32 protein-coding genes are annotated in these 25,269 nt (G+C 60.6%); 13 read left to right on the top strand and 19 right to left on the bottom strand.

What is annotated here, in order from left to right:
• Positions 1-8: 8 nt before the first annotated feature.
• Genes DSM110093_RS15315 through hmgA form a run of 4 tightly spaced genes read right to left on the bottom strand, consistent with a single transcriptional unit; the run spans position 9 to position 3,882 of the window.
• The gene (locus DSM110093_RS15315) at positions 9-263 is read right to left on the bottom strand and encodes a hypothetical protein (RefSeq protein WP_243265880.1); all 255 of its coding nucleotides are present in this window, start codon (positions 261-263) and stop codon (positions 9-11) included.
• Positions 263-1,213, bottom strand: coding sequence for an MBL fold metallo-hydrolase (locus tag DSM110093_RS15310; RefSeq protein WP_243265879.1), 951 nt, complete (start codon positions 1,211-1,213; stop codon positions 263-265). Before DSM110093_RS15310 ends, DSM110093_RS15315 begins: the two co-directional genes overlap by 1 nt.
• A gap of 54 nt (positions 1,214-1,267) precedes the next feature.
• A complete protein-coding gene (gene fahA, locus DSM110093_RS15305) occupies positions 1,268-2,521 on the bottom strand; it encodes a fumarylacetoacetase (RefSeq protein ID WP_243265878.1) in 1,254 nt (417 codons plus the stop codon).
• A 26-nt stretch (positions 2,522-2,547) separates the two neighbouring features.
• On the bottom strand, positions 2,548-3,882 hold the full coding sequence (gene hmgA / locus DSM110093_RS15300; protein ID WP_243267733.1) for a homogentisate 1,2-dioxygenase: 1,335 nt from the start codon (positions 3,880-3,882) through the stop codon (positions 2,548-2,550).
• Between the two features lie 93 nt (positions 3,883-3,975).
• Here hmgA and DSM110093_RS15295 point away from each other — a divergent pair, with 93 nt between their 5' ends.
• Together DSM110093_RS15295 and DSM110093_RS15290 are read left to right on the top strand one after the other, a co-directional pair.
• Positions 3,976-4,425 carry a MarR family transcriptional regulator gene (locus tag DSM110093_RS15295; RefSeq protein ID WP_243265877.1) on the top strand — a complete coding sequence of 150 codons (450 nt, stop codon included), beginning with the start codon at positions 3,976-3,978 and terminating at the stop codon, positions 4,423-4,425.
• Between the two features lie 26 nt (positions 4,426-4,451).
• The gene (locus DSM110093_RS15290) at positions 4,452-5,336 is read left to right on the top strand and encodes a DMT family transporter (protein WP_243265876.1); all 885 of its coding nucleotides are present in this window, start codon (positions 4,452-4,454) and stop codon (positions 5,334-5,336) included.
• 2 nt (positions 5,337-5,338) lie between these two features.
• Here DSM110093_RS15290 and DSM110093_RS15285 read toward each other — a convergent pair whose 3' ends face one another.
• Positions 5,339-6,148: a division plane positioning ATPase MipZ gene (locus tag DSM110093_RS15285; RefSeq protein ID WP_243261573.1), complete on the bottom strand. Its 810-nt coding sequence runs from the start codon at positions 6,146-6,148 to the stop codon at positions 5,339-5,341.
• A 235-nt stretch (positions 6,149-6,383) separates the two neighbouring features.
• Here DSM110093_RS15285 and DSM110093_RS15280 point away from each other — a divergent pair, with 235 nt between their 5' ends.
• The gene (locus DSM110093_RS15280; protein WP_243265875.1) at positions 6,384-7,067 is read left to right on the top strand and encodes a hypothetical protein; all 684 of its coding nucleotides are present in this window, start codon (positions 6,384-6,386) and stop codon (positions 7,065-7,067) included.
• A gap of 187 nt (positions 7,068-7,254) precedes the next feature.
• Here the strand turns inward: DSM110093_RS15280 and rpmE are convergent, their stop codons facing one another.
• The 12 genes from rpmE to DSM110093_RS15220 form a co-directional block, all read right to left on the bottom strand.
• On the bottom strand, positions 7,255-7,476 hold the full coding sequence (gene rpmE, locus DSM110093_RS15275; protein ID WP_093738122.1) for a 50S ribosomal protein L31: 222 nt from the start codon (positions 7,474-7,476) through the stop codon (positions 7,255-7,257).
• An 11-nt stretch (positions 7,477-7,487) separates the two neighbouring features.
• Positions 7,488-7,871, bottom strand: coding sequence for a 50S ribosomal protein L19 (gene rplS / locus DSM110093_RS15270; RefSeq protein ID WP_243261571.1), 384 nt, complete (start codon positions 7,869-7,871; stop codon positions 7,488-7,490).
• A gap of 254 nt (positions 7,872-8,125) precedes the next feature.
• The gene (locus DSM110093_RS15265) at positions 8,126-8,287 is read right to left on the bottom strand and encodes a DUF1328 family protein (RefSeq protein WP_243265874.1); all 162 of its coding nucleotides are present in this window, start codon (positions 8,285-8,287) and stop codon (positions 8,126-8,128) included.
• Between the two features lie 61 nt (positions 8,288-8,348).
• The gene (gene trmD / locus DSM110093_RS15260) at positions 8,349-9,137 is read right to left on the bottom strand and encodes a tRNA (guanosine(37)-N1)-methyltransferase TrmD (RefSeq protein ID WP_243265873.1); all 789 of its coding nucleotides are present in this window, start codon (positions 9,135-9,137) and stop codon (positions 8,349-8,351) included.
• Positions 9,134-9,925: a hypothetical protein gene (locus tag DSM110093_RS15255; RefSeq protein ID WP_243265872.1), complete on the bottom strand. Its 792-nt coding sequence runs from the start codon at positions 9,923-9,925 to the stop codon at positions 9,134-9,136. Before DSM110093_RS15255 ends, trmD begins: the two co-directional genes overlap by 4 nt.
• Positions 9,926-9,940: 15 nt before the next feature.
• Entirely contained in the window at positions 9,941-10,468 is a 528-nt protein-coding gene (gene rimM, locus DSM110093_RS15250) for a ribosome maturation factor RimM (protein ID WP_243265871.1), read from the bottom strand.
• Positions 10,465-10,614 carry a hypothetical protein gene (locus tag DSM110093_RS15245; protein ID WP_243265870.1) on the bottom strand — a complete coding sequence of 50 codons (150 nt, stop codon included), beginning with the start codon at positions 10,612-10,614 and terminating at the stop codon, positions 10,465-10,467. Before DSM110093_RS15245 ends, rimM begins: the two co-directional genes overlap by 4 nt.
• Complete coding sequence (gene bluB, locus DSM110093_RS15240) at positions 10,614-11,243, bottom strand: 5,6-dimethylbenzimidazole synthase (protein ID WP_243265869.1); 630 nt, start codon at positions 11,241-11,243, stop codon at positions 10,614-10,616. The genes DSM110093_RS15245 and bluB overlap by 1 nt, the downstream gene beginning before the upstream one ends.
• A 16-nt stretch (positions 11,244-11,259) precedes the next feature.
• A complete protein-coding gene (gene rpsP, locus DSM110093_RS15235; protein WP_093927307.1) occupies positions 11,260-11,646 on the bottom strand; it encodes a 30S ribosomal protein S16 in 387 nt (128 codons plus the stop codon).
• Positions 11,647-11,689: 43 nt separating this feature from the next.
• Positions 11,690-11,998: a chorismate mutase gene (locus DSM110093_RS15230; protein WP_243265868.1), complete on the bottom strand. Its 309-nt coding sequence runs from the start codon at positions 11,996-11,998 to the stop codon at positions 11,690-11,692.
• On the bottom strand, positions 11,995-13,506 hold the full coding sequence (gene ffh / locus DSM110093_RS15225) for a signal recognition particle protein (RefSeq protein WP_243265867.1): 1,512 nt from the start codon (positions 13,504-13,506) through the stop codon (positions 11,995-11,997). Before ffh ends, DSM110093_RS15230 begins: the two co-directional genes overlap by 4 nt.
• A 266-nt stretch (positions 13,507-13,772) precedes the next feature.
• Positions 13,773-14,357 (bottom strand): NAD(P)H-dependent oxidoreductase, encoded by a 585-nt coding sequence (locus tag DSM110093_RS15220; protein WP_243265866.1) that lies wholly within the window; start codon positions 14,355-14,357, stop codon positions 13,773-13,775.
• Between the two features lie 126 nt (positions 14,358-14,483).
• On the opposite strand from DSM110093_RS15220, the gene DSM110093_RS15215 reads away from it, so the two are divergent.
• Positions 14,484-15,371 carry a LysR family transcriptional regulator gene (locus DSM110093_RS15215; RefSeq protein ID WP_243265865.1) on the top strand — a complete coding sequence of 296 codons (888 nt, stop codon included), beginning with the start codon at positions 14,484-14,486 and terminating at the stop codon, positions 15,369-15,371.
• Positions 15,359-16,285, top strand: a complete 927-nt coding sequence (locus DSM110093_RS15210) for a DMT family transporter (protein ID WP_243265864.1) — start codon at positions 15,359-15,361, stop codon at positions 16,283-16,285. Before DSM110093_RS15215 ends, DSM110093_RS15210 begins: the two co-directional genes overlap by 13 nt.
• 196 nt (positions 16,286-16,481) lie before the next feature.
• Here DSM110093_RS15210 and DSM110093_RS15205 read toward each other — a convergent pair whose 3' ends face one another.
• Positions 16,482-16,838 carry a metalloregulator ArsR/SmtB family transcription factor gene (locus DSM110093_RS15205; RefSeq protein WP_243265863.1) on the bottom strand — a complete coding sequence of 119 codons (357 nt, stop codon included), beginning with the start codon at positions 16,836-16,838 and terminating at the stop codon, positions 16,482-16,484.
• Between the two features lie 240 nt (positions 16,839-17,078).
• On the opposite strand from DSM110093_RS15205, the gene DSM110093_RS15200 reads away from it, so the two are divergent.
• From DSM110093_RS15200 to DSM110093_RS15170, 7 genes are all read left to right on the top strand, one after another.
• Entirely contained in the window at positions 17,079-17,429 is a 351-nt protein-coding gene (locus DSM110093_RS15200) for an AtpZ/AtpI family protein (protein WP_243265862.1), read from the top strand.
• 1 nt (position 17,430) lies between these two features.
• Positions 17,431-18,192, top strand: a complete 762-nt coding sequence (locus tag DSM110093_RS15195; RefSeq protein WP_243265861.1) for a F0F1 ATP synthase subunit A — start codon at positions 17,431-17,433, stop codon at positions 18,190-18,192.
• A 63-nt stretch (positions 18,193-18,255) separates the two neighbouring features.
• Entirely contained in the window at positions 18,256-18,480 is a 225-nt protein-coding gene (locus tag DSM110093_RS15190; RefSeq protein ID WP_007118046.1) for a F0F1 ATP synthase subunit C, read from the top strand.
• A 90-nt stretch (positions 18,481-18,570) separates the two neighbouring features.
• Positions 18,571-19,128, top strand: a complete 558-nt coding sequence (locus tag DSM110093_RS15185; RefSeq protein ID WP_243265860.1) for a F0F1 ATP synthase subunit B' — start codon at positions 18,571-18,573, stop codon at positions 19,126-19,128.
• A 15-nt stretch (positions 19,129-19,143) separates the two neighbouring features.
• Positions 19,144-19,704 carry a F0F1 ATP synthase subunit B gene (locus DSM110093_RS15180; RefSeq protein ID WP_243267732.1) on the top strand — a complete coding sequence of 187 codons (561 nt, stop codon included), beginning with the start codon at positions 19,144-19,146 and terminating at the stop codon, positions 19,702-19,704.
• A gap of 98 nt (positions 19,705-19,802) precedes the next feature.
• Positions 19,803-20,093: a hypothetical protein gene (locus DSM110093_RS15175; RefSeq protein ID WP_243265859.1), complete on the top strand. Its 291-nt coding sequence runs from the start codon at positions 19,803-19,805 to the stop codon at positions 20,091-20,093.
• Between the two features lie 159 nt (positions 20,094-20,252).
• On the top strand, positions 20,253-23,708 hold the full coding sequence (locus DSM110093_RS15170; RefSeq protein WP_243265858.1) for an AAA family ATPase: 3,456 nt from the start codon (positions 20,253-20,255) through the stop codon (positions 23,706-23,708).
• Positions 23,709-23,825: 117 nt separating this feature from the next.
• Here the strand turns inward: DSM110093_RS15170 and DSM110093_RS15165 are convergent, their stop codons facing one another.
• Entirely contained in the window at positions 23,826-24,182 is a 357-nt protein-coding gene (locus DSM110093_RS15165) for a helix-turn-helix transcriptional regulator (RefSeq protein WP_243265857.1), read from the bottom strand.
• A gap of 134 nt (positions 24,183-24,316) precedes the next feature.
• Here DSM110093_RS15165 and DSM110093_RS15160 point away from each other — a divergent pair, with 134 nt between their 5' ends.
• Positions 24,317-25,255 carry a LysR family transcriptional regulator gene (locus tag DSM110093_RS15160; protein WP_243265856.1) on the top strand — a complete coding sequence of 313 codons (939 nt, stop codon included), beginning with the start codon at positions 24,317-24,319 and terminating at the stop codon, positions 25,253-25,255.
• Positions 25,256-25,269: the final 14 nt, after the last annotated feature.

Raw genomic sequence — 25,269 nt, 5'->3', positions numbered from 1 at the left:
TGGTATCCTCAGACAAGAGCGCGCAAAAGCAGCAGGAAAAGCAAGGCCAGCGTCGTCAGCGTCACCCGTCGGCGCGACGTGCGGTGCTCTGGCGCGCGCAGCATCTTTGACCAAACCTGTGCCGTATCGCGCAGCCCCGCATAGGGCTGCCCGCTCCGGCGCGCAGCTTGGCGGCGGTGATCCATCACCAGTGCAAAGACCAGATAGAACCAGATCGCCAGCGCCAGTATGATCAGGGCAGTAAGGAGCGCGGGCTGGGGCATCAGTCCGACAGCGCCTCCCACATCTCTTTATCGCGCTTGGCCGTCCAGATGCGCGGGGTGTCAATGTCGAGCGCTTCGTCATAGGCGCGTGCGACGTTGAAGGGCAGGCAGTGCTCATAGATCGCATAGTCACCGAATTTGGGGTCGCATTCGGCGCGCACGGCGTCCCATGCCTCTTTCAAGGTGCCGCCGCGCAGGGCCACGCGGGCCGCAGGGCTGTAGGTCGACCGCACGAAGTCGGCGGTGCTGTCGATCGCCGCGTTGACCATCTCGCGGCCCACCAGCGCGTCGCCACGCCCCGGTGCGATGGCATCAAGGTCAAAGGCACGGATGCGTTCCAGCGTGTCGGGCCAGTCGTGGAAATGCCCATCGCCGCAGTAGCAGGCGGAGTGGTATTCAACGATATCGCCCGTGAACATGACGTTCTGATCGGGCACATAGATCACCGCATCCCCCGCGGTATGGGCGCGGCCAAGCTGCATGATGTCGACCCGGCGCTTGCCGAGGTAAACGCTCATGCGGCCGTTAAAGGTGGTGGTTGGATATGTCAGGCCGGGGATGCTTTCATGGCCTTCAAACAGACGGGGGAAGCGTTCAAATTCGCTGTCCCAATCTTCTTGACCCCGCTCTGCGACCATCGCGCGGGCTTTCTCAGACATGATGATTTGCTGCGCGCCAAAGGCCGATGCCCCCAACACGCGCACGGCGTGGTAGTGGGTCAGCACCACATGGCTGATCGGTTTGTCGGTGACCGAGCGGACGCATTCGATGACCTTATTCGCCAGACGCGGTGTCGCCTGCGCTTCGATGATCATCACGCTGTCGTCGCCGATGATGACGCCAGAATTCGGGTCACCCTCGGCGGTGAAAGCGTAAAGTCCCTCTCCAACCTCAGTGAAAGAGATTTCCTTTTCGGTCATGTCGCCTTGGGATGCGAATTGCTTGGCCATGTTCTGTCCTTCTGTCTTGGTTTGCCTGCGATGCCGCAGGGCGCGTTCATGTGTTCAGGAAAAGTCGATTGCCGGGCGAATTTTGCCAGTGCAGGTGCCGAATCCCACGCGAAAGCCATCGCCTTGCGCGTGACCGGTAAGGGTTAGCGTGTCGCCGTCTTCGATAAAGCTGCGGCTGGTGCCGTCTGCGAGGGTGATTGGCTCTTTGCCGCCCCATGACATTTCCAACAACGATCCCCGTTGCGATTTTTCGGGGCCGGAGACGGTGCCGGAGCCGAGCAGATCGCCCGCGTTCATCGCGCAGCCCGAAGAGGCGTGATGCGTCAGCTGTTGGGCGGCGGAATAATACATCTCGCTGTAGTTGGTGCGGGCGATTTCCTCGGCTGCGCCCCCCTCGGGCTGGATCAGCACCGACAGGTCAATGTCATAGAGGCCGGGCTTGCTTTCGCGCAGGTAGGGCAGGAGGTCCTTTTCGCGCTCAGGCGTCGAGGTCCGGAACGGCTCAAGGGCGTCGCGGCTCACGATCCAAGGTGAGATCGATGTGGCGAAGGCCTTGGCCTGGAACGGGCCAAGGGGTTGGTATTCCCACGCCTGAATGTCTCGCGCCGACCAGTCGTTCAGCAGGACGTAGCCAAAGATCATCTCATCCGCCTCGTCGATGCTGACGGGCTGGCCCATCTCGGTCGAAGTGCCGACGATCGCGCCCATCTCAAGCTCGATATCCAACCGTTGGCAGGGGCCGAAATGTGGCGCATCGGCGTCTGGGGCCTTTAGCTGGCCATTGGGGCGGGTGATCTCGGTCCCCGAAACGACGACGGTAGAGGCGCGGCCATTGTAGCCAATTGGAATGTGCAGCCAGTTCGGCGGCAGGGCATTCTCAGCCCCGCGAAACATCGTGCCAACATTGGTCGCGTGATGCTTGCCAGCGTAGAAATCCGTGTATTCTGAGACCATCATCGGCATGTGCAGACGGGCATCGGCCATCGGCACCAGATGCGGTGCGACGGTGGCCTGATCGGCGGCATCGGCGCTGAGAAGTTCAATCAGCCGCGCACGTAAGGACGCCCATGCCGCCGGGCCAAGGTCCATCACATCGTTCCAATATGGCACGTCAAACACGGGGTCTTCGGCGAGGGTGATCAGCCCCTCCTCCTCCAAAGCGGCCATGTCGAGGATTTGATCCCCAATCGCCACGCCGCAGCGCGCTTCCAGCCGGTTGGTCGTGAAAACGCCATAGGGCAGATTGTTAAGGGGGAAATCGGTATCGGCGCTGTTGGCGCTTTCCACCCAAGAGGTCATCAGGGTCATGTCGGTCCTTTCAGGGGGCAGGCGGGTCACTTCTTGCCCGGTGTGCCGTCGAATTTCTTCTCAAGGCTCTCCCAGCAATCGATGTAATCATCCTGCAAGGGCGCTTCTTTGGCGGCGAATTCGGTCAGATGCTGCGGGAAGCGTGTCTCGAACATGAAGGACATTGTGTTGTCGAGCTTATGCGGCGCAAGCTCGGCGTTTGACGCCCCTTCGAACGCATTCCGGTCCGGCCCGTGCGGCAGCATCATGTTGTGCAGGGACATCCCGCCGGGGATGAACCCCTTGGGCTTGGCGTCATACTGGCCGTGAATGTTGCCCATCAGTTCGGACATGATGTTTTTGTGATACCACGGCGGGCGGAAGGTATCTTCGGCCACCATCCAACGGTCGCGGAACAGTACGAAGTCGATGTTGGCAGTGCCCTCCACGCCCGAAGGGGCTGTCAGCACGGTGAAGATCGACGGATCCGGGTGATCGAACAGCACCGCGCCCACGGGGCAATAGGTGTTAAGGTCGTATTTCACCGGGGCGTAGTTGCCATGCCACGCCACCACGTCGAGCGGCGAATGCCCGATCTTGGTTTCATGGAACTGGCCGCACCATTTGATCGTCACCGTCGAAGGTGTCTCGCGGTCTTCAAAGGCGGCCACGGGAGTCTTGAAATCGCGCGGGTTCGCCATGCAATTGGCGCCAATCGGCCCGCGGCCAGGCAGGTGGAACTTCTGGCCGTAGTTCTCACAAACAAAGCCCCGCGCCGGACCATCCAGCACTTCGACACGGTAGACCAGCCCACGCGGGATGATGGCGATCTCTTGCGGGGCGATGTCCATCACGCCCAACTCGGTACAAAAGCGCAGCGTGCCTTCCTGCGGGACGATCAGCAATTCGCTGTCGGCGGAATAGAAATAGCTATCAACCATACTGTCGGTAACTAGATAGATATGGCTCGCCATGCCGATCTGCGTGTTCACATCCCCCGCCGTCGTCATGGTGCGCATGCCGGTAAGCCACGTCAGCGGCGCGTCGGAATGCGGCACCGGATCCCAGCGGTATTGGCCAAGGCTGGTCACGTCCTGCGGCTGATGCGGGGCAGATTTCCAATAGGGCAGGTCGATCCGCTCATACCGCGATGAATGTTTGACCGAAGGGCGGATGCGGTAGCACCACGTGCGCTCGTTCTGATGGGACGGCGCGGTAAAGGCGGTGCCGGAAAGCTGCTCGCCGTAAAGCCCGTAGTTGCATTTCTGCGGGGAGTTCATGCCCTGCGGCAGGGCGCCGGGCAGGGCCTCTGTCTCAAAGTCATTGCCAAATCCGGGCATATAGCCCGGATGTGTGCCCAAGGTGGTGGCCGCGGTTGTCATCGTCGATGGCTTTGAATGGTTGGTCATCTGTGCCCCCTTGCAGAATCTGTTGCAACTGTAATAGTTGTATTTGTAACTAACAAGCGGCGTGATATGAAAACTGACGAATTTAATCTGCAGCACTTTCTGCCCTATCTTCTGAATCAAGCGGCAGAGGCGTCCTCACTTGAGTTTCAGCAGATCTATAAGGATCGCTACGGCATGCTGCGCACAGAATGGCGGGTGCTGTTTCATCTTGGCCTCTATGGGCGTCTCACGGCGAGCGACATTGGCCAGCGTGCACGGATGCATAAAACCAAGATCAGCCGCGCCGTGCACCGTTTGAATGAGCGCCGCTTTGTTGACCGCACCCGCAATGAGGATGACCGCCGGGTTGAATATCTGTCGTTGACCCGACAAGGCCAAGCGGCCTATGAGGATCTTCGCGCCGTGGCGCGGCGCTATGATGCGGCGTTAATGGATGCACTTGATCCCGCCGAGGCCGAGATGCTGCGGCGGGCGCTGCTCAAGCTGTCGGGAGCGGGGCCAGGGGGCTTTACTTAGGCGGCGGAAAACGCCACCGATGGCGCATGACTGATCAAACCAAAGGCCTCATGCTCACCTTTTTCGGGGTGATGTGCATTGTTCCCGAAGCGCTTTTCGTGCGGGTCATCGACGCGCCGATGCTGACGCTGGCTTTTTGGAAGGTGATTCTTGTGGGCTTAGCGATTGGCACGGGGCTGTTGCTGGCGCAGGGCGCCGCACCGTTTCGCGCTTTGCGGCGCGCCGGATGGGCCAGTGCGATCTATGTCGGCGGTGTCGCCTGCGCAGGGGTGGGCTTCGTGCTGGCGGTGCGGCTGACCTCGGTGGCAAATGTGGTGTTTATCCTTGCCTCCCTCCCGGTCTTTGCCACGATTTACAGCAGGGTCTTTCTGGGAGAGACGATCACCCGCCGCATGTTCTTTACAATTGCAGCGGTGCTCGCTGGGCTGGCGGTAATCGCCTTTGGGTCGGGCGAGACCGAAAATGCCTCACGCGCGGGCGATCTCTTGGCATTGGCGATCTCGGCCATCTTCGCGGGCGCGTTGACAGCGGCGCGGCACGCGCGGGCGGTGTCGATGGTGCCGGCGGTTGCGCTGGCGTATCTGCTGGCCGGGCTGGTGTTGTTTCCCGTGGCACAACCTTTGCAGATGCCGGTAGAGGAACTGCCACAAATGCTGCTCTATGCTGTCTTCATGGCGGCCAGTGCTGGGCTTATCGCGCTTGGACCGCGTTATATTTCAAGCGCCGAAGTGGGCCTGCTGGTGCTTTTGGAATCCGTGCTTGCACCGCTGCTCGTCTGGGCCGTGCTGGGCGAAGACCCGGGCATCTATGCATTGATCGGCGGGGTGATTGTGGTGGGCGCTCTGTTTTTATCGAACCTCGTCGCCCTCGCTCGCCGCCGCCGCGTGGTGCCGCCGCTACCTCACCACTAACCCTAAAAATCGGCGGTGACGCCCGGCAGATCCAGCGCTTTGATCAGATCGCGCAGTTCTTGCCGCGCGGCGATGTTTGAGATGTTCAACTGCTTCACCCCGATGTCTTTGAGGTCCAGCAGGGTCAGCCCGCGCGGGAACAACTCGCGGAAGATCACACGCTCATTGAACCCAGGCGCGGTGCGGAACCCGATCCGCTTGCTGAGGTTGCCAATCGCGCGCTCCATCTTTTCCTTGTTGACCATGCGCTGCGCACCCAAACGGTTGCGCACTACGACCCAGTCAATAGCGGTAAGCCCCGCCTGCGCACGCAACTGCCGCGCATTCCAAACCATTTCGGAATAGACGGACGGCCCTGTGATCTTTTCCCCATTGGCGTCGATATGAGCCAAAAGGTCAAAATCGATGAAACTGTCGTTTAGCGGGGTGATCAGCGTGTCGGCCAGCGAATGAGCGACTTGGCTCAGGCGCGTGTGCGAACCGGGGCAGTCGATCAGGATGAAATCATTGTCCGGCTCAAGCTCTGCCACGGCGGCGCTCAGACGGTGATCATACATGTTCTCACCGGGGCGTAGGGTGCTGGCCTCTACATCCGGTAGCTCACACAAAGTAGGGCTTGCCAGAGTCAGACCAGACTCGCGCATAAAATCGCGGCGGTTCTCAATATAGCGGCCAAAGGTCCGTTGCCGGAGGTCAAGGTCCAACCCGCTGACCTTATGCCCAAGTCGCGCCAGCGCCGTTGCCACATGCATGGAAACGGTCGATTTGCCCGCGCCGCCCTTTTCGTTACCGACGACGATGATATGCGCCATACTGCTGTCCCTTCGCGCCTGCTGTTCATGCAGGATATTGTTGAACCGCACTATATGTAGGGTTCACAGCTTTGGAAAGTGGTGAGGCCGCGAGTTCGGCCCGACCGTGGCCGCACTGCCGCTTTTGGACATCACGTAGATTTACGCTATTTTCAAGGTAAGACAGGCGGTGTACCACCGCTCTTCGCTGCCCCTCAGGGGGCGGTCCCAAGCAAGCGTTAAGGCGAGGCACCCCATGGCAGAACACACTCCCGGCAAACCAAGTGCCCCCAAAGCTGCCAACGCACGCGGCGTAGCGCCCTCGCTGGGCGCGGTATTTGCTGAACTGGTGCTGGTCTGCGTATTGGTGGCGCTAGTGCCGATCACTGTCTACCTTGATACAGCGGTTTGGGGCGAAGGTGTCACTGAGGACTCGCTAACCGAGCATCTGCACAACACTCTATTGGCCATCGCCGCGGGTGTCTTTGTGATGGGGGCCTATCAGAACATCGCCATGCGTGGGTATCTTGCATTGGCAGCAACCCTCTTTGCCTGCATGTTTCTACGTGAATATGACGCGGCGCTGGATCGCATCCGGCACGGTTTCTGGCTCTATCCCGCACTTGTGACACTAGCGGTCGGTGCCTTTGTGGCTTGGCGCAACCGTGGCACCACGCTTCTGCCAATGCTGCACCACCTGCAAACCCGCTCTGCCACCTTTGTCTATATTGGCGTGGTGCTGTTGCTGTTCTTCTCGCGCACTTTCGGAACCGGCGCCCTGTGGGAAGCGGTCATGGGGGCGGCCTATGATCCACAGGTCAAAACCACTGTCCAAGAAGGGACTGAGCTTTTGGCCTATCTGCTGATCGCTTACGGCGCGGTGCTGTCCCATCTTCACGGTTTTGGTGCTCAGGCCGTCTTGCAAGAACGCCGCCTGTAACCCACGCTGCCAAACACGCGCCTGCCTTATTCCGCGCGCTGCGCCCCTCCATTCATCCTTTCACAAATACCGTGCACAGCCTCAGCCCCAAATGCCCGGTCTCGCCCCCATTCCGACAAGGTCTTTAAAACGCAAAAGGCGCGACCCGCAGGGGCCGCGCCTTTGTTTTCGCAACGAGGGAAAAGGCTTAGAAGCCCAGACCGGCGTATTTGTTCTTGAACTTCGACACGCGGCCGCCGGTGTCCATGATACGGCCGGTGCCGCCTGTCCACGCGGGGTGCACGGAAGGGTCGATGTCAAGCGACAGCTGGTCGCCTTCTTTGCCCCATGTCGATTTCATTTCCACAACAGTGCCGTCGGTCATTTTGACGTTGATGATGTGGTATTCGGGATGTGTATCGGCTTTCATCGACCTGTCCTTTAAGCTTTCGCGCCCGAGAGCGGCTTGTAGTGGGCGTTTTCGACAATACGTGCGGATTTACCGCGACGGCTGCGCAGGTAGTACAGCTTGGCGCGACGAACGCGGCCACGGCGCACAACGGTGATGCTGTCGATGTTGGTCGAATGCAGCGGGAACACACGTTCCACGCCTTCGCCAAAGGAAATTTTGCGCACAGTGAAAGACCCGGCAATGCCGTGGCCGTTTTTGCGCGAAATGCAGACGCCTTCGTAGTTCTGCACACGGGTACGGGTGCCTTCGGTGACTTTAAAGCCAACACGAATTGTATCACCGGCACGGAAGTCGGGGATCTCTTTCCCCAGTTCGGCGACTTGTTCCGCCTCGATCTCTGCGATCAGGTTCATCTGACCTATCTCCTATGATGTTCGCGGTATTCCACGAAATTATGTCGCGACCCAGAGCTTCGGGTTCTATCGGGCAGCGCCGAAGTCAACTCTGACCGCAGGGCCCCCGCCGGAGGTATCGTCGTCATTGCTTTATTCGCTTGCGCCAAAACGCAAAGCACCGGAGCCGCCAAAGCGATTCCGGATGCGCGGGGTATAGGCCGCGATGCGTTCGGGATCAAGAGGGCAGTTGCCCCACCTGATCCCGCCTTAGTCTAGGCCAGCGCGATCACGCCTAAGACAACGAGCAGGAACAGCACCAGCACGATACCGATCAGCACCTTGGCCCCGGTCAGTGCCGCGCCCGAGACGCGACCAAAGCCGAGCAGTGCCGCAACGGCGGCGACGATTAGAAGTATGAGAATGAGTTCTAGCATATGTTTTCTCCCATGATGTGAAGGATCAACGTCGCGTATCAAATCTCAGTTCCGGATGCCCTTAGCTCTTGTTCTTATGGGCTTCCCACATGTCGGGTCGGCGTTTCTGGGTTAGGTCTTCGGCCTGTGCCTGCCGCCATTTTGCGATCTCGCCATGGTTGCCCGACATCAATACCGGGGGAATTGCACGGCCCTCCCAGTCGGCGGGGCGGGTGTATTGCGGGTGCTCTAGCAGCCCGCTCGCATGACTTTCTTCTTCGATGCTTTCGGCGTTGCCCAGCACGCCCGGCAACAGACGCACCGTAGCATCGAGCATCGCCTGCGCGGCCAATTCACCGCCGGTCATCACGAAATCGCCTAAGCTCACTTCGGTAATGCCAAAATGGTCAATCACCCGCTCGTCAACGCCCTCAAACCGTCCGCAAAGCATGGTTACGCCCGCGCACTCCGCCAGATCGCGTGCCATCGCTTGGTCAAACCGCCGCCCACGCGGGGACATGTAAAGGATCGGCCAGCGGCCATGGGCGTGGCTCTGTGCCTCGGCCAGTGCAGGTCCAACCACATCGGCCCGCATCACCATCCCGGCACCGCCACCTGCTGGGGTGTCATCTACGTTGCGATGCTTGCCGATCCCGAATTCACGCAGATCATGGGTGTGCATTTGCCAGCGCCCGTCTTGCAGCGCCTTGCCCGTCAGGCTCGCGCCCAGCACGCCGGGGAAGAGATCGGGGAACAGCGTGACGATCCGCGCCTGCCAAACATCTGCATAGTCCGGCGTGTCCTGCATCAAGCTGCGGGGTTTTAGGCTGGGGCGCACGCTTTGGCGACCGTGGGAGCGGGAGGGTTTCATGCAATGTCTGCCTGTTCGAGGATAGCGGTCTTAGCGCGTCGGCGCGCCTGCGGGTCATCGGCGTGTTGGCGGTTGGCGTCAAGCAAAGCTTGCAGCACTTCGGCGGGAGGGCGAACATTGACAAGCGGCGGCTGCACCAGCTTCGATACGACATTCGCCGGTAGTGCGCAAAGTTCAAGCAACGGTGTCGCCGGGCCGAGCGGCAGGCCGTGGCAGCTTTCCAGTGAGACATGCTGCACAGGGCAGGGCAGGCGGGCGGCTATGTCGGACACCATGGTATCTAGCTGCGCGGCAGGGGCGTAGCGGGCGGTAAAAGTCTCAAGGTCCAGTGTCATCGACGATGAATTGACGTGCTCCCAATAGGCGGAGCGCAGCCAGCTTTCCGGCGCGCGGGTAGAAAGATGGACTGAAAACTCGGCCTTTGGAAAACGGCGCTGCGCGATCTGCCACATCGCAAAAATCAACGTAGGGGCCGCACTGTAATCGGCCAAATCGCCGCGGCCCGGCATGTGCCCTGCTAATTCCTCAGCCGAGATCACCAGCGTCCGGCGCGGCATCGGGGGTAACGCTTCCAGCAAGGACTCGAAACGGTGTTCGACTTTCAAAAGCGTGATTGGATCGCGCCAAGTGGAATAGCCCCGCGTGGCATGGAGCAGGTCTTTCATATGCCAGCGGAGACGCAGCGCGGCATGGGGTTTCAGTATCGCCCGGTTGGCGCGCAGCGTGGCTTGGACGCTGCTGGTGCCGGTCTTGTGAAAGCCGGGATGCAGGATGATCCGGCGCGGCATTAACGACGCCTGCGATCAACTATCCGCTGCATCCGGCAGCACGCCGAGCGGTGGGTCCGCGACGATACGGCCAGAGGCCAGATCGACAGTCGGCACAGCGGCCTTGGTGAAGGGCAGGAATGTCGTGGCAGAGGTGCCCGCCAGTTGCAGCTCCAGCAGATCATCGGCCCCGTGGTTCTGCACGGTCTTCACCCGCCCCAGCAGCGTGCCACCAGTATCATAGACCTCAAGCCCGATCAGATCGGCGTGATAAAACTCGTCATCCGGCAGGCTCGGCAGTTGATCCCGCGCCGCGAACAGCGATAGGCCGCGCATCTCATCAGCCTCTTCTTTCGTGGTGATTTCGGCGATGCGGGCGGCGAAACCGTTTTTGACCTGATGCAACAGAGCAAGATTGAAGGTGCGGCTGCCGTCTTCGGTGTAAAGCGGGCGGTAGGTCTCGATATCCTCTGGTGCCGCGCAATAGCTTTTCACGCGGACCTCGCCGCGCACGCCATAGGCCCCGGCGATGGCACCGACGCAGATCAGGTCTTGGTCACTCATTGCAACAACTCCGAATTCACACAGATCGTCCCGGTCCATTCCCCGGCACCGGTTTTGCACTCGTCTTGCATTAACTGCCGATCATAGCGGATGCCAAGGACAAAGCCGAGCACCAGCACGGCCAGAAGGAACAGTAGTTTTGTCATCAACGGGCCTCGATCTTCAGGCTTGGGGCGCGGGTCTCCCAGCCCTTGGTTTCCAGTTCCGGCGTCTGGCTGTTGTCCTGCGGCCAGCCCATGCAAAGATAGGCCACCAGCGACCAGTCTTTTGGAACATCAAGATCACGGTTCAACCGCGCCGGGTCAAGCACCGAGACCCAGCCCAATCCAAGGCCGTGCGCACGGGCGGTGAGCCACATCAGGCTGATCGCGCCGACCACGGAATAACGGCGCATCTCGGGCATCGTCCCGGCACCCAGACCGCTGCCCTTTTCGGTGCTGTCATCGCAGTAAATCGCGAACTGCTCCGGCGCATCGCTCATGCCCGAAAGCTTGAGCCCGGCATAGAGCGCGGCCTTGTCACCGTCGTATCCGGCAAGGGCGCGGGCATTGGCTGTTTCGAAATTCTCAAGCGCGGCTTGGCGCGCGGTGTCGGACTGCACGCGGATGATCCGCCACGGTTCCGACAGGCCCACAGAAGGGGCGAGGGCAAAGCTGTCGAGGCAGGTTTGCACCAGCGCCTCGTCCAGCGGGTCTGTGCGAAAGCGGCGCACATCGCGCCGCCATCGCATCAAATCGTGCAGCCCAGCACGGAAGTCTTCAGAGAATTCATCCATGCCGGGCGCTCGCGGCTTATTCTGCGGAAGCTTCTTCGGCAGGTGCGTTGGCAGCTTCGGCAGCGGCAGCGGCCTTGTCGGCCTTTTCCTGCACGCGCTCTTGGGCTTTCTTGCCCGGTGTGCCCTTCTTGGGGTTGTTACGCTCGGTCTTTTCGCGAACGCCAGCGGCTTCCAGCATACGGACAACGCGCTCGGTCGGCTGGGCGCCTTTGGCGATCCATGCTTCGATCTTTTCGACGTCCATTTTCACGCGGTCTTCGCTGTCTTTGGGCAGCAGCGGGTTGTATGTGCCCAGCTTCTCGATGAAGCGGCCATCGCGCGGCATGCGGCTATCGGCTGCAACGATACGGTAGAAGGGGCGCTTTTTGGAGCCGCCGCGGGCGAGACGAATTTTCATAGCCATGGTGAGTAATCCTTTAGGTTGGTTGGGGGGACGGGAGGCCGTCCTATTCTTGGTGGGTTTTGTGGTGCCGAATGACTTCGGCGATGATGAAGTTCAAGAACTTCTTGGCGAAAGCGGGGTCTAGGTCCGCCGCTTCCGCCAAATCTTCGAGCCGCTCGATCTGGGCCGCTTCGCGGGCCGGATCGGACGGGGGAAGGTCGTGCGTGGCCTTGAGTTTCCCCACGGCCTGCGTGTGTTTGAATCGCTCACCCAGCGTATAGACGAGGATCGCGTCGAGCCGGTCGATGCTTGCGCGATGCTCTTTCAACAGCTCGGCGGCGCGGGTGGCGGTATCCATATCGGTCGCGGTCATTTCTTCTTCCCGAAGCCGCTGAGGCCGCCGGGCAGGCCCATGCCGCCGCCGCCCATGCCGCCCAGACCGCCGGGCAGCTTGCCGCCCATCTGCTTGGCCGCCGCTTCGAGCGCCTTTGGGTCCATCTGGGACGGGTCCATGCCGCCGGGCATACCGCCTTTGCCCATCATGCCTTTCATGGCCTGCTTGAGCATGCCGCCTTTGCCCATTTTGCCCATCTTCTTCATCATGTCGGACATCTGGCGGTGCATTTTCATCAGCTTGTTGAGGTCGGAAACCTCCATGCCGGCACCGCGTGCGATGCGCTTCTTGCGGCTGGCTTGTAGCAGGGCAGGGTTGGCGCGCTCTTTTTTGGTCATGGACTGGATCAGAGCGATCTGCTGCTTGAGGATCTTGTCGTCGAAACCGGCGTCTTCGACCTGTTTCGCCATTTTCCCCATGCCGGGCATCATGCCCATCATGCCCTGCATGCCGCCCATCTTGATCATCTGCTCAAGCTGCATCTTCAGGTCGTTCATATTGAACTGACCCTTGGCCATGCGCTTCATCATCTTCTCGGCCTGTTCGGCCTCAATGGTTTCTTGGGCCTTCTCGACCAGCGCGACGATGTCGCCCATGCCGAGGATGCGGCCCGCGATGCGCTCAGGCTCGAAGGTTTCGAGCGCGTCCATCTTTTCGCCCAGACCGACGAATTTGATCGGCTTGCCGGTGACAGCACGCATCGAGAGCGCCGCACCGCCACGGCCATCGCCGTCCATCCGGGTCAGCACGACACCGGTGATGCCGATACGCTCGTCAAAGTTCTCGGCGGTATGCACGGCGTCTTGGCCGGTCAGGCCGTCGACCACCAGCAATGTTTCACGTGGATTGGCCACGTCACGTACGGCTTTGACCTGTTGCATCAACTCTTCGTCGATGGACAGGCGGCCCGCGGTGTCGAGCATATAGACGTCATAGCCGCCCAAACCCGCCTGCGTCTTGGCGCGTTTGGCGATCTGGACGGGGCTTTCGCCTTTGACGATCGGCAGCGTGTCGACGCCGATCTGCGTGCCGAGGATGGCAAGCTGCTCCATCGCCGCAGGTCGGTTCACGTCGAGCGAGGCCATCAACACGCGCTTGCCGTCACGCTCTTTCAAACGCTTGGCCAGTTTCGCGGTGGTGGTCGTCTTACCGCCGCCCTGTAGGCCGACCATCAGGATCGGGGCGGGCGGGCTGTCGATCTTCAGCGCGCCGGGCTCGCCTTCGCCTTTCAGCACATCGATCAGCGCGTCATGGACAATTTTTACGACCTGCTGGCCCGGCGTGACCGATTTGGTCACCGCTTGGCCGGTGGCCTTGTCCTGCACCGTTTTGACGAATTCACGCGCCACGGGCAACGAAACGTCGGCCTCCAGCAGGGCGACGCGCACTTCGCGCAGGGCGGTTTTGACATCTTCGTCGCTGAGCGCGCCTTGTTTGGTCAGGCGGTCAAAGACACCAGAGAGCCGTTCGCTGAGATTTTCAAACATGGGCACAGGGCCTTTCGGGTCGGTTGCACTTGCCCCTACTTAAGGACGCGCGCGAAAATGCACAAATGCCCCAGTGGGCGCAACGCGCTGACTGGGGGCGATCCCGACGCCATGCCGGGACCGGAAGGCAATGCTTCCGGAGATTGAGGGGCGTTTACGCGCTGGCGCGGCGCGAGTCAAGCCGGGCAGGGCGGGCGGCAAAAGCTAGCCCAAGCAAAAGCCGCGCCCCGGTGACGGGACGCGGCTGTTTCTGGGCGCGAGGCTGCTTAGGCCGCGTCGCGCAGCGCGTCGATCTGGGCGTTGGCGCGGGCGATGGTGCCTTCGGCGTCCATGGCCAATTGGTCCGCCGCGACAAAGGTCACATCGGTGATGCCCAAGAAGCCCAGCACGAAGCGCAGGTAGCCACTGGCGAAGTCGGCGGCGGAATCGATGCCGGTGCCGCCTGAGGCGAAGGCGACGATCACGCGCTTGTCTTTCAGCAGGCCGACGGGGCCTTCTGCCGTGTAGTTAAAGGTCACCCCGACGCGGGCGATCAGGTCAATCCACGCTTTCAGCGACGCGGGAATGGTGAAGTTGTAGATCGGCGCGCTGATGACGATTGTGTCGGCGGCTTGGACCTCGGCGACCAGTTCGTCTGACAGGGCGAGGGCTTCTTGATCCAAGGTGCTGCGTTCGTCGGCGGGTTTCACGCGGGCGCTGGCCCATGTGGAATCGATCAGCGGCAGGGGCTCAATGGCGATGTCGCGGGTAACCACATCGCTGTCACCAAGGGTTGAGATGATGCGGTCTGTCAACTTACGGGTGACAGAGTTCTCGCGGTTCACGGATGTTTCGATACGCAGGGTGGCCATTTGGCGGCTCCTTGTTCCAAGGGTCAATCTGATGACATCCAATTGGGCATTGTGCTCGTGAACGCAACTGCCAGAATGAGTGTGACCATGTTCGTAAATGCACAAGTCAGGAAGGCAGGGTGAACCATGGACAATTGGGATGAGATCAGGACGGCCTATCAGGTCGCGCAGTTTGGCACCGTCAGCGGCGCGGCAGAGGTGTTGGGCGTGCATCATGCCACCGTTATCCGCCACATCGACGCGCTTGAAGGGCGGCTTGGCGTGAAGTTGTTCCAGCGTCACGCGCGCGGTTATACGGCGACCGAGGCGGGCGAGGATCTGCTGCGGGTGGCGCGGGCCACGGATGATCAGTTCAGTCAATTGGCCGGGCGGATCAAGGGGCGTGGCAGCGATGTTTCGGGCGAGTTGGTCATCACCTCGCTCGATTTTCTGGCTCCGCAGCTTGCCCCCTTGCTGACAGAGTTTCAGCGCCAGAACCCCGAATTGGTCGTGCGCTATCTGATCGGGGATCGACTGTTCCGTCTTGAGTATGGCGAGGCGCATGTGGCCATCCGCGCCGGGGCCGCACCGGATCAGCCCGACAATGTGGTGCAGCCCTATGCACAACTGGCAGTCGGGGCCTATGCGAGCCGGGATTACGTGGCGCAATTCGGCATTCCGCAGGGGCCGGAGGACTACCACAAGCACCGCTTCATCGCTGCCGATAACCGCGACAGCCGCGCGCCCTATCACAAGTGGCTCTGGGCCACGGTGCCAGAGGAAAGCGTGACGTGGCGCAGCACCAGCGGAACGGCGATGGAGGCAGCCTTGCGGGCCGGGGCAGGGATCGGTGGGTTGCCCGCCGCCATGGGGCGCAATGATCCACAGCTGGTCGAGATTCACGCCCCCCGTCCCGATTGGGGCAGTGCCTTGTGGTTGGTCACCCATGTCGACCTACACCGCACCAGCAAGGTGCAGGCGGTGCTGCGGTTCCTGAAGGAACATGCCGAGGATGCGGTCACATGTCCCGAATAAGCGCTTCGGCGCAGGGGCATCTGGCCATGCTCTGCTTCTCGGCGCTGGTGGCGGGGTCATTCTCGCTCGGGGCGCAGGTGGCGAATGAGATCACGCCCACGGCTCTCAATGCCGTTCGGTTCGCCTTGGCAACGGTGTTGGTTGGAGTCTTGGCCTGGGGACGGGGCGATATCAAGCGGGCAGGCTTTGCAGCACCTTGGCGCTATTTCGTGTTGGCGGGGCTCTTTACGCTCTATTTCGTGTTGATGTTCGAAGGGCTGAAGACCGCGCCACCGGTTGCCGCGGCGGCGGTCTTTACCCTTGTCCCGCTCATGGCGGCGGGCTTTGCTTGGGTTTTGATGCGGCAGATCATGACGCCGCGCATGGCGCTGGCATTGGCGATCGGCGGGGCCGGGGCACTGTGGGTGATCTTTCGCGGCGACCTCGCGGCGCTGTTGGCGTTCGACATCGGCCGGGGGGAGGCGATCTATTTCATCGGCTGCATCAGTCACGCACTTTATACGCCCATGGTGCGGCGGCTGAACCGAGGCGAGAGCGCGGTGATGTTCACCTTTGGCACCTTGCTGGCGGGAACGGTGCTGTTGGGGTTGTACGGCTGGCAGGATATCCGCGCGACGGACTGGGGTGGGCTTCGGCCCTTGGTCTGGATCACCATCCTATACGTTGCGGTCTTTGCCACGGCGGCCACGGTGGTTCTGCTGCAGTTCGCGGCGCTGCGGCTGCCCTCGGCGAAAGTGATGGCCTATACCTATCTCACGCCAAGCTGGGTGATCCTGTGGGAGCTGGGCTTTGGCAATGCCTTGCCGGGCGGGCTGATTTGGGGTGGTGTCCTGCTGACCATTCTGGCGCTTTACCTGCTGCTGCGCGACGACAGCCCGGAAAAATCACAAAAATTCAAAAAGATGCAGATTTGATGGAACCGGATCGCGTGGTCCCGCGTTGGGGCGTGAAATCAAAGTGAAGGACACAACCATGCGTAGTATTATTTACCTGATCGGGTTGATCGTAGTGGTATTGGCTATTTTGCGTTTTGCATTCGGCGTCATCTGACCGTCGATTGATCCTCCCCTTGTCTTATTTACCTCGTGGCAAGGGGGGATCACTCTCTCTCTACTCAGACCCTGAGCGCGTCACGCCTTCCGCAGTCTCAGGCAGTTCGATTTCCAAAAATCGCTCGAAGGCATCAAGGTTCACCGGTTCAAACTGCCCGAACCCCTGCATCCAGACCGACGCATTCCGCAAGGCATCCGGCTCCAGTTTGCACCACTTCACACGCCCCCGCTTTTCCTGACTGATCAGCCCTGCCGCTGTCAGAACACCCAAATGTTTTGAGATCGCGGCCAGCGACATCTCGAACGGCTCGGCCACGTCGGTCACGGCCATATCATCCTCCAGCAGCATCGCGAGGATGGCGCGGCGGGTGGGGTCCGCAAGGGCGGCAAACACCTGATCTAGGTCTTGGTTCATGCGCCTGCATAGCGTGGGGCGCGGGGGTGGGAAAGCGGCCATTGCTACTAACTTAACCACTAGGTTGAATAAGCATCCGGCGCGGTTTCACTGGGATTTGCCTGCGCTGTTTCAAGGGGGCCGACGTCTCGCGCCGCCTAACCTACTGTAAAGACGCCAAAACCTGAGACGCCCAAGGTTGTTGACTCTAACCCGCCCTGACAGTAGCACCGCAACAGATATTCCTAAGGGGATTTTGGTGTGACCAGCCCGGACCAACGGCAGCAGATGGAGCAGCTTGAGGCCAAACTGGCGGCTGCGAAACAACGCGGCGCACCCAAGCCCCGAGCGGATGAGCATTATTCTCAGGCCAATATGGCATGGCGGATGGTGATCGAACTTGTGGCCGGTCTTGGGATCGGTTTCGGCATCGGATACGGGCTTGATGTGCTGTTTGGCACGCTGCCCATTTTCATGGTGCTATTTGTAATGCTGGGCCTTGCGGCGGGGGTGAAGACGATGCTCCGCACCGCTGAGGAAATCCAGGACAAACAACAGGCCGAACCGGCCGAACAGGATACGCCCCATTCGGGCAAGGACGAGGGAGCCTGAAATGGCAACAGAGACAAACGGCGCTGAAACAGGCGGTCTGGAATTCCATCCGATGGACCAGTTCATCGTATCGCCACTCTTTGGCGATGGCGCTTCCGTTGCTTGGTACACCATCACCAACGCGACCTTCTGGATGGCGCTGGCGGTTCTGGCCACTTTCGTGATGCTCGTTCTGGGCAGCGCGCGCCGCTCTGTCGTGCCGGGCCGGATGCAATCGGTCGCTGAGCTGGCCTATGGCTTCATCCACAAGATGGTCGAAGACATCTGCGGCAAAGAAGGGCTGAAGTTCTTCCCCTATATCATGACCCTGTTCATGTTCATCGTTATGGCGAACTTCCTTGGCCTGATCCCAACAGCCTTTACCCCAACCGCGCATTTCTCGGTGACCGTGGTGCTGGCGCTGGCCGTGTTCATCACCGTGACCGTCGTGGGCTTCGTCAAAAACGGCGCGGCGTTCCTGAGCCTCTTCTGGGTGTCCTCGGCCCCTCTGGCCCTGCGCCCGGTGCTGGCGATCATCGAATTGATCAGCTACTTCGTGCGCCCGGTTAGCCACTCCATTCGTCTGGCGGGCAACGTCATGGCGGGCCACGCGGTTATCAAGGTTTTCGCCGGTTTTGCTGCCATCGCAGTGATCTCTCCGGTGTCGGTGCTCGCGATTACCGCGATGTACGGTCTCGAAGTGCTGGTGGCCTTTATCCAGGCCTATGTCTTTACCATCCTGACATGCGTGTACCTCAAGGACGCGCTGCACCCCGCACACTAACAACCCCAACAACGGCGGGCTTCCCGTCAAAGTTTTAACTTCCAATCGTAAGGAGATACCCCCATGGAAGGTCAACTCGCACATATCGGCGCAGGCATTGCAGGTCTCGGCACGGGCATCGCAGCCCTGGGTGTCGGCAACGTTGCCGCCAACTTCCTGTCCGGCGCACTGCGCAACCCATCGGCAGCCGCAAGCCAGACAGCGACCCTGTTCATCGGCATCGCGTTTGCAGAAGCTCTGGGGATCTTCTCGTTCCTCGTCGCTCTGCTGCTGATGTTCGCTGTCTAAGCTCTCGGAACTGTAATCCTTACGAGCGGGCAGGCGCGCATCGCCGTGTCTGCCCGGCTGTAACGGCAAAGTTTCCAAGGAGAAGCCACGATGGCAACTGTAACAACCAGCGACGGGCTGGCCGACGCGACCGGCATTGCGACCCATGCCGCCGAAACGCCGGGCATGCCGCAGCTGAACTTCGATCACTGGGGCAACCAGATTTTCTGGCTGATCCTGGCGCTGATCGCCACCTACCTGATCCTGTCGCGCGTAGCTCTGCCCCGTATCGGTGCGGTTCTGGCTGAACGCCAAGGGACCATCACCAATGACATCGCTGCCGCCGAAGACCTTAAGGTCAAGGCGCAGGAAGCCGAAGCCGCCTATGACAAGGCCCTGATCGACGCCCGTGCCGAGGCACAGCAGATCGTGGCCCAAGCCAAAGCGGACATGCAGGCTGATCTGGATGTTGAAATGGCCAAGGCCGATGCCGAGATTGCCGTGCAAGTGGCAGAATCGGAAAAAGCCATCGCCGAAATTCGCGCGGGCGCCATGGACAACGTACAAGCCGTTGCCAAGGACACCGCAGAAGCTCTTGTCGCCGCCTTGGGTGGCACGGCTGATGTTGCAACCGTTGATGCCGCCGTCGATGCGCGGATGAAAGGATAAGCCATGACCAAATCCATGCGCCTGACACTTTCGACCCTGCTCGCCGGTCTTGCGGCTTCGCCGGCGCTTGCCGCCACGGGGCCTTTCTTTTCGCTGCGCAACACCGATTTCATCGTGTTGCTGGCGTTCCTGCTGTTCCTCGGGATCCTGATCTACTTCAAGGTTCCGACGCTGCTGGTCGGCATGCTCGACAAACGTGCCGATGGCATCAAGACCGAGCTGGAAGAAGCCCGCGCCCTGCGTGAAGAAGCGCAGACTTTGCTCGCCTCCTATGAGCGCAAGCAAAAAGAGGTGCAGGATCAAGCGGACCGCATCGTGTCTTCCGCCAAGGAAGATGCCCGTCTTGCTGCCGAACAGGCACGGGCGGATATGGCCAAGTCGCTTGACCGTCGCATGGCCGCCGCGAAGGACCAGATCAGCTCGGCCGAGGCCGCCGCTGTGAAGGAAGTCCGCGACCAAGCCGTGACCATCGCTGTGGCCGCTGCCCGCGACGTGATCGCCAAGCAGATGACCGCTGCACAGGGCAACAAGCTGATCGACGATGGCATCGCCCAAGTCGAAGCCAAGCTGCACTAAGCCAGCGCCCCATCGAATTTAGAAGGCCCCGGTTTTGCCGGGGCTTTTTTCGTTAGATGGTAGGGTTTTGTTAACTCTCTAACTGCATGGTTAAAGCCATGCGGTTCTTCTTGTTCATCATGATGCCTGTCTGGCTGACGGCCTGCAATGCACCCAGCCGGGATTTTCGCGGCGTAGCCGCCCAACAGGTCACGGTTGATGGTTCGGTTTTTGACGTGCGGGTCCGTGGCGAACGGGCAGAGGCGATGCGCGTCAACGCGCAATATGCCCCGCGGTTTGGTCCGATCCGGGTGCGGGCAGGCCGGGCGATGGCCCTAGCCAGCGGTTGCGATGTCAAAGAGGTGCTGGGCGATCAGGCATTGGCACTTGGTGTGTTGGACTGTGATTAGGCCCTCGCTAGGCTTGGACGGCCTACGCCTGATGGCCGCGACAATATCTTGTGGATAACCGCTCATTGCCCCCCTTCCCTTGGGGCTTTTGATTGACTCGGACCCTCCCAAAACGGCAAGTTCGCCGCTCAGGTAAGAATCAATTACGGCAGGGCTAACTTGCGCTTTTCCAAACTCAGACTGACCGGCTTCAAAAGCTTCGTGGACCCGACCGACCTCGTCATCTCAGACGGGCTGACCGGGGTCGTGGGGCCGAACGGCTGTGGCAAATCCAACCTGCTTGAAGCATTGCGGTGGGTCATGGGCGAAAACCGCCCGACCGCAATGCGTGGCGGTGGTATGGAAGATGTGATTTTTGCCGGGGCTGCCTCGCGCCCGGCGCGCAATTTTGCCGAAGTCTCGTTGCACTTGGATAACAGCGATCGGTTAGCGCCTGCGGGCTTTAACGAACAAGACGCGCTGGAAATCGTTCGCCGCATCACCCGCGATGTGGGCAGTGCCTATAAGGTGAACGGCAAAGACGTGCGGGCGCGTGATGTGCAAATGCTTTTCGCTGATGCGTCCACCGGCGCCCATAGCCCTGCGCTGGTGCGACAGGGGCAGATTGCTGAATTGATCAATGCCAAACCCAAAAGCCGTCGCCGTATTTTGGAAGAGGCAGCTGGGATTTCTGGGCTTTATCAACGCCGGCATGAAGCTGAATTGAAGCTGAATGGCGCAGAACAAAACCTTGCTCGTGTCGATGACGTGATCGAACAGCTTGCTGCCCAATTGGCCACGCTGGCCCGCCAAGCCCGCCAAGCCGCGCGCTATCGCGAAATCGGCGAAGCCCTGCGCCGTGCCGAGGGGCTGCTGCTTTACCACCGTTGGCGCGAAGCGGAGGATGCACGCGGCAAGTCCGAAGAGGAATTGCGCGCCCGCGTCGCGTCCGCGGCCGAGGCCGAAGCGCAGGTGCGCCAGATCGCCAAAGGACGCGAAGAGGCCGAAGCCGCTTTGCCCGCTTTGCGCGAAGAAGAGGCGATCTCTGCTGCCGTTCTTCAACGCCTTGCCACGCAACGCGACACATTGACCGAACAGGAATCCCGCGCTGCTGCGTTAATCGAAACGCTATCCGGGCGGATCACGCAACTGACCCGCGATATCGACCGCGAAGGTGGGTTGAACCGCGACGCCGAGGAAACGATTGAACGTCTCGAATTGGAAGCGCGGGAATTGGCCAAGGCGGGCGAAGGGCATGACAACGCGCTAGAGGCTGCCGGAGAGGCCGCGCGTGAGGCCTCTTCCGTGTTGCAAATCCGCGAGGGGGATTTGGCCCAACAAACCGAAGATGTCGCCCGGTTGTCGGCGCGTCACAGTTCGGCGGAACGGTTGCTTCAGGACAGCCGAAAGACCCTACAGAAATCGGAAGCAGAGGCCGCTAAAGCACGTGATGCAGTGGCCCAAAGCCAAGCGACGCTCGATCAGGCTGGGTTAGATTTCGCAACGGCGCAGAAGGCAGAGGTGGCGGCCGTCGATGCCGCCGCGGCCGCGGATGCCGCCCTTTTGGCCGCCGAGGAAACCCGCGCCGATACGCAATCGCGCGAAGCCGACGCGCGGGCAGAGCGGTCAGAGGCGGAGGGCGAAACCAACGCCTTGCGGGCGGAAGCTGGGGCGCTGGCGAAGTTGGTGGAACGTGATACCGCCGAGGGCGGGCAGATCCTCGATCGGTTGCAGGTTGAACATGGATTTGAGAAAGCGCTTGGGGCTGCTTTGGCAGACGATTTGCGCGCGCCTGAGGTTGATGCGGATGGGCCTTCCGGCTGGTCGGTGCTTCCGGGGTATCTGGAGGCGCAACCGCTGCCTGGGGGGGTGACCCCGCTGACGCAGCATGTGTCGGTGCCTGAGGTGCTTGAACGCCGTATGAGCCAGATCGGACTCGTCGATCCCGATGGGGGTACGCGGCTTCAGGCGCAGTTGTTGCCGGGGCAGCGTTTGGTTTCGCCCGAGGGTGATCTTTGGCGGTGGGACGGCTTCCGCGCGTGGGCCGAAGACGCGCCATCGGCAGCGGCCCTGCGCCTGCAGCAGTTGAACCGGCTTGAAGTGTTGAAGCAGGCATTAGAGGAAGCAAGCCAACGGGCCGATGGCGCGCGGGCTGCTCATGAGACATTACAGCGCCAATTGGCAGAGCAGGCCGACGCCGACAAGCGTGCCCGTGAGGCGCGGCGCGATGCGGACAGGCAGGTCGCAGATGCGGGCCGCGCGCTGAGCCGTGCAGAGGCAGATCGAAATCTTGCGCAAAGCCGATTGGAATCCCTTGGCCTTGCTGTGAAACGCCACGAAGAGGCCGCGATTGCCGCCCGCGCGGAAGTGCTCGACGCCGAGCGTACGCTGGAAGGGTTGGACGACCTTTCTGCCGCGCGGGCTATGGTCGAAGATATTCGCATGACGGTCGAAGCCTCGCGGATCACCATGATGTCGCGCCGCTCCGCTCATGATGAGTTACGTCGAGAGGGCGAATCCCGTGTCCGGCGGGCGGAGGAAGTGACGAAAGAGATAAGCGGTTGGCGGCACCGGCTAGAGACCGCAGGCAAGCGAACGGCAGAATTGGTCGAGCGCAAGACCGCCTCGGAGGCGGAACTATCGCAAGCAAGCGCCGCTCCCGCAGAGATTGCGGCCAAGCGAGAAGAGCTCATGGGCGCGATCACGGCTGCCGAAACGCGCCGTACCCGTGCAGTAGAAACGCTGGGCGCTGCGGAGAATGCGCTAAAGGCTGCGACAGAAGCTGAGCGTGACGCTGAACGTCAGGCCTCGGACGCGCGTGAAGCCCGGGCGCGGGCCGAAGCGCGCAGCGATGCCGCCCGTGAAACTGTGTCGCACGCCGCTGAACGTATTCAGGACGAGCGGCAGGTCACCCCCGAAGCGCTACGTGATGCGCTCGACCTTAGTGTGGAGCAGAATCTCCAAGCCGAAACCTTGGAAGAGGATGTGAACCGCCACAAACGCCAGCGGGATTCGCTGGGGGCGGTGAACCTTCGCGCGGAGGATGACGCGAAAGAGGTCCGCGAAGAGCATGATGCGCTTCTGACCGAGAAGGCCGATCTAGAGGAGGCGATCAAAACCCTGCGAAGCGGTATTGCCGGACTGAACCGCGAAGGGCGTGAGCGGCTGTTGACGGCCTTTGAACAGGTGAACGCGAACTTCTCGATGTTGTTCACCCATCTCTTTGGTGGTGGCGAAGCGAACCTTGTGATGGTCGAAAGTGATGATCCGCTGGAAGCCGGGCTTGAGATCATGTGTCAGCCGCCGGGTAAGAAGCTCAGCACGCTGAGCCTTCTGTCGGGCGGAGAGCAGACATTGACCGCGATGGCACTGATTTTTGCCGTGTTCCTCGCGAATCCAGCGCCGATCTGTGTGCTGGATGAGGTCGACGCCCCGCTTGATGACGCAAATGTGACCAGATTTTGTGACCTCTTGGACGAGATGTGCCGTCAGACCGATACGCGCTTCCTCATCATCACGCACCACGCGGTGACGATGGCGCGGATGGATCGGCTCTTTGGAGTCACCATGGCAGAGCAGGGCGTGAGCCAGTTGGTCTCTGTCGATCTTAAGAAAGCGGAAACGCTGGTGGCGTAACGCCGAATTGATGCGGACACCGGAACTCCGGCTCTGGTGACTGCTGCCTGCCGTTCGACCTGCGCCCTTCGTTGCCGCCTTCGGCGGGTTCGTAGGCGCGAGGGGCGGCGGCAGCCCTTAGCCCCGGCGGGCGACCGTAACGCCTGATACGTCTTCAATAAACGTTAGAATACGGGCTCTTACAGTGTCATCCTTGATGGAGCCAATCGCGTTTACGATATCGAGAGCCGGGTCATTTTTGGTCTCTGGCGTATCATCATCAAGCCCTTCAAAGAAATAACCGGGGGTGACTTCGAGTATCCGAGCCAGTTCATGCAGGCGGCTGGCGGCGATCCGATTGGACCCGATTTCATACTTTTGGATCTGCTGAAACGAGAGTTTAAGTTCACGCGCAACGTCGGTTTGGGACTGCCGCCGCAGGGTGCGGGCTTGCTTGAGTCGCCGACCAACGTGAATGTCTACAGGATGGGACATGGTTCAATACCTCAGGTTGAGTACATTACATTCACTACCCGCAATGTATTGAGGATCAATTGCCTAGTTCTGACCCAATTGTGTTAACCAATTTACCTTAGCTGGATGGATTATGTTGCGTTGTGGGGTGGTTCATGTACCATCCTTTGCTTATGAACCAGCATATGTCCGATATCGCGCCGGTCGACGCCGCGCCAAAGCCCCCGCTAAAAGAGCCCGCCCCGGCGCTTCTGTTCGAGATGATCCGCTCGTTTGTGACGCTGGCGAGCACCTTGAACCTGAGCCATGCGGTCGCACAATTGTCTAGTACGCGTCAGACGGTTCGGCGGCATATTCAGCAACTGGAAGACACGATGGGCGCGGCGCTCTTTTCGATCGAGAATCGGCGCTATTCTCTGACCAAAGCCGGGATAGAGGCGCTGCCGGAAGCGCGCGATATCCTTGATCGAGGCAAGCTGTGGCTAGATGGTAAAACCCGCCACGCCGATGGCATGCTGCGTCTGTCTCATGAAGAGCCGAACGGTTGGTGCTTTCACCAGCAACAGCAGCCATTGTCGCTGATCTGGGATGGTGGGTCACCGATGTTGCAAGCCGCGCTTCAGGCTTGGACACAGAGCCAAGGGGAACTGGAAAGTGAAGCATTCCGCGCCATGCGCCCCTATGTGCTGGTCTACCGCGATTCGCCCAACGGCTGGATTTGTACCGAGGTGGGGGAGAAATCATTTTACACGCAGTGGTGGGGCTGGAGTAACGCGCGCAGCAGCATCGGGCGGCCGCTTAAGCTGTTTCCCGGCGGGCCGGAGTTTGAGAATATGTTGAACTTCCCCTTTCGTGAGGTTGAGGCGACCTATGGCGTTCGTCTGGACGAAGTGGTCACTCAGATCCCGCGAGAAGAGGGGGGGGCCCCCGTGCCTTTGGCCTATAAACGCTTGCTGATGGCGGGGCGCTATCCTGACAAGAGCTTTGCTTTGATCGCTGCGGTGGACCGTTCCGCATCAGTGAATATCGTTGGGGTGGATGAAACCTTCCTTCGGGAAATGCCGCTGGATGCGAAGGTGACTTTCGGTGGTTAGTTGATGCCATCGGC

It is taken from the genome of Sulfitobacter sp. DSM 110093 (assembly GCF_022788715.1).
GTDB lineage: Bacteria > Pseudomonadota > Alphaproteobacteria > Rhodobacterales > Rhodobacteraceae > Sulfitobacter.
The sequence above is the reverse complement of the archived record's forward strand: the minus strand, read 5'-3'. Positions and strand labels throughout refer to the sequence as shown.

Coding starts and splice junctions, on each gene's coding strand:
- DSM110093_RS15315 (WP_243265880.1), bottom strand. CDS start 263: ATGCCCCAGCCCGCGCTCCTTACTGCCCTGATCATACTGGCGCTGGCG.
- DSM110093_RS15310 (WP_243265879.1), bottom strand. CDS start 1,213: ATGGCCAAGCAATTCGCATCCCAAGGCGACATGACCGAAAAGGAAATC.
- fahA (WP_243265878.1), bottom strand. CDS start 2,521: ATGACCCTGATGACCTCTTGGGTGGAAAGCGCCAACAGCGCCGATACC.
- hmgA (WP_243267733.1), bottom strand. CDS start 3,882: ATGACAACCGCGGCCACCACCTTGGGCACACATCCGGGCTATATGCCC.
- DSM110093_RS15295 (WP_243265877.1), top strand. CDS start 3,976: ATGAAAACTGACGAATTTAATCTGCAGCACTTTCTGCCCTATCTTCTG.
- DSM110093_RS15290 (WP_243265876.1), top strand. CDS start 4,452: ATGACTGATCAAACCAAAGGCCTCATGCTCACCTTTTTCGGGGTGATG.
- DSM110093_RS15285 (WP_243261573.1), bottom strand. CDS start 6,148: ATGGCGCATATCATCGTCGTCGGTAACGAAAAGGGCGGCGCGGGCAAA.
- DSM110093_RS15280 (WP_243265875.1), top strand. CDS start 6,384: ATGGCAGAACACACTCCCGGCAAACCAAGTGCCCCCAAAGCTGCCAAC.
- rpmE (WP_093738122.1), bottom strand. CDS start 7,476: ATGAAAGCCGATACACATCCCGAATACCACATCATCAACGTCAAAATG.
- rplS (WP_243261571.1), bottom strand. CDS start 7,871: ATGAACCTGATCGCAGAGATCGAGGCGGAACAAGTCGCCGAACTGGGG.
- DSM110093_RS15265 (WP_243265874.1), bottom strand. CDS start 8,287: ATGCTAGAACTCATTCTCATACTTCTAATCGTCGCCGCCGTTGCGGCA.
- trmD (WP_243265873.1), bottom strand. CDS start 9,137: ATGAAACCCTCCCGCTCCCACGGTCGCCAAAGCGTGCGCCCCAGCCTA.
- DSM110093_RS15255 (WP_243265872.1), bottom strand. CDS start 9,925: ATGCCGCGCCGGATCATCCTGCATCCCGGCTTTCACAAGACCGGCACC.
- rimM (WP_243265871.1), bottom strand. CDS start 10,468: ATGAGTGACCAAGACCTGATCTGCGTCGGTGCCATCGCCGGGGCCTAT.
- DSM110093_RS15245 (WP_243265870.1), bottom strand. CDS start 10,614: ATGACAAAACTACTGTTCCTTCTGGCCGTGCTGGTGCTCGGCTTTGTC.
- bluB (WP_243265869.1), bottom strand. CDS start 11,243: ATGGATGAATTCTCTGAAGACTTCCGTGCTGGGCTGCACGATTTGATG.
- rpsP (WP_093927307.1), bottom strand. CDS start 11,646: ATGGCTATGAAAATTCGTCTCGCCCGCGGCGGCTCCAAAAAGCGCCCC.
- DSM110093_RS15230 (WP_243265868.1), bottom strand. CDS start 11,998: ATGACCGCGACCGATATGGATACCGCCACCCGCGCCGCCGAGCTGTTG.
- ffh (WP_243265867.1), bottom strand. CDS start 13,506: ATGTTTGAAAATCTCAGCGAACGGCTCTCTGGTGTCTTTGACCGCCTG.
- DSM110093_RS15220 (WP_243265866.1), bottom strand. CDS start 14,357: ATGGCCACCCTGCGTATCGAAACATCCGTGAACCGCGAGAACTCTGTC.
- DSM110093_RS15215 (WP_243265865.1), top strand. CDS start 14,484: ATGGACAATTGGGATGAGATCAGGACGGCCTATCAGGTCGCGCAGTTT.
- DSM110093_RS15210 (WP_243265864.1), top strand. CDS start 15,359: ATGTCCCGAATAAGCGCTTCGGCGCAGGGGCATCTGGCCATGCTCTGC.
- DSM110093_RS15205 (WP_243265863.1), bottom strand. CDS start 16,838: ATGAACCAAGACCTAGATCAGGTGTTTGCCGCCCTTGCGGACCCCACC.
- DSM110093_RS15195 (WP_243265861.1), top strand. CDS start 17,431: ATGGCAACAGAGACAAACGGCGCTGAAACAGGCGGTCTGGAATTCCAT.
- DSM110093_RS15190 (WP_007118046.1), top strand. CDS start 18,256: ATGGAAGGTCAACTCGCACATATCGGCGCAGGCATTGCAGGTCTCGGC.
- DSM110093_RS15185 (WP_243265860.1), top strand. CDS start 18,571: ATGGCAACTGTAACAACCAGCGACGGGCTGGCCGACGCGACCGGCATT.
- DSM110093_RS15180 (WP_243267732.1), top strand. CDS start 19,144: ATGCGCCTGACACTTTCGACCCTGCTCGCCGGTCTTGCGGCTTCGCCG.
- DSM110093_RS15175 (WP_243265859.1), top strand. CDS start 19,803: ATGCGGTTCTTCTTGTTCATCATGATGCCTGTCTGGCTGACGGCCTGC.
- DSM110093_RS15165 (WP_243265857.1), bottom strand. CDS start 24,182: ATGTCCCATCCTGTAGACATTCACGTTGGTCGGCGACTCAAGCAAGCC.
- DSM110093_RS15160 (WP_243265856.1), top strand. CDS start 24,317: ATGTACCATCCTTTGCTTATGAACCAGCATATGTCCGATATCGCGCCG.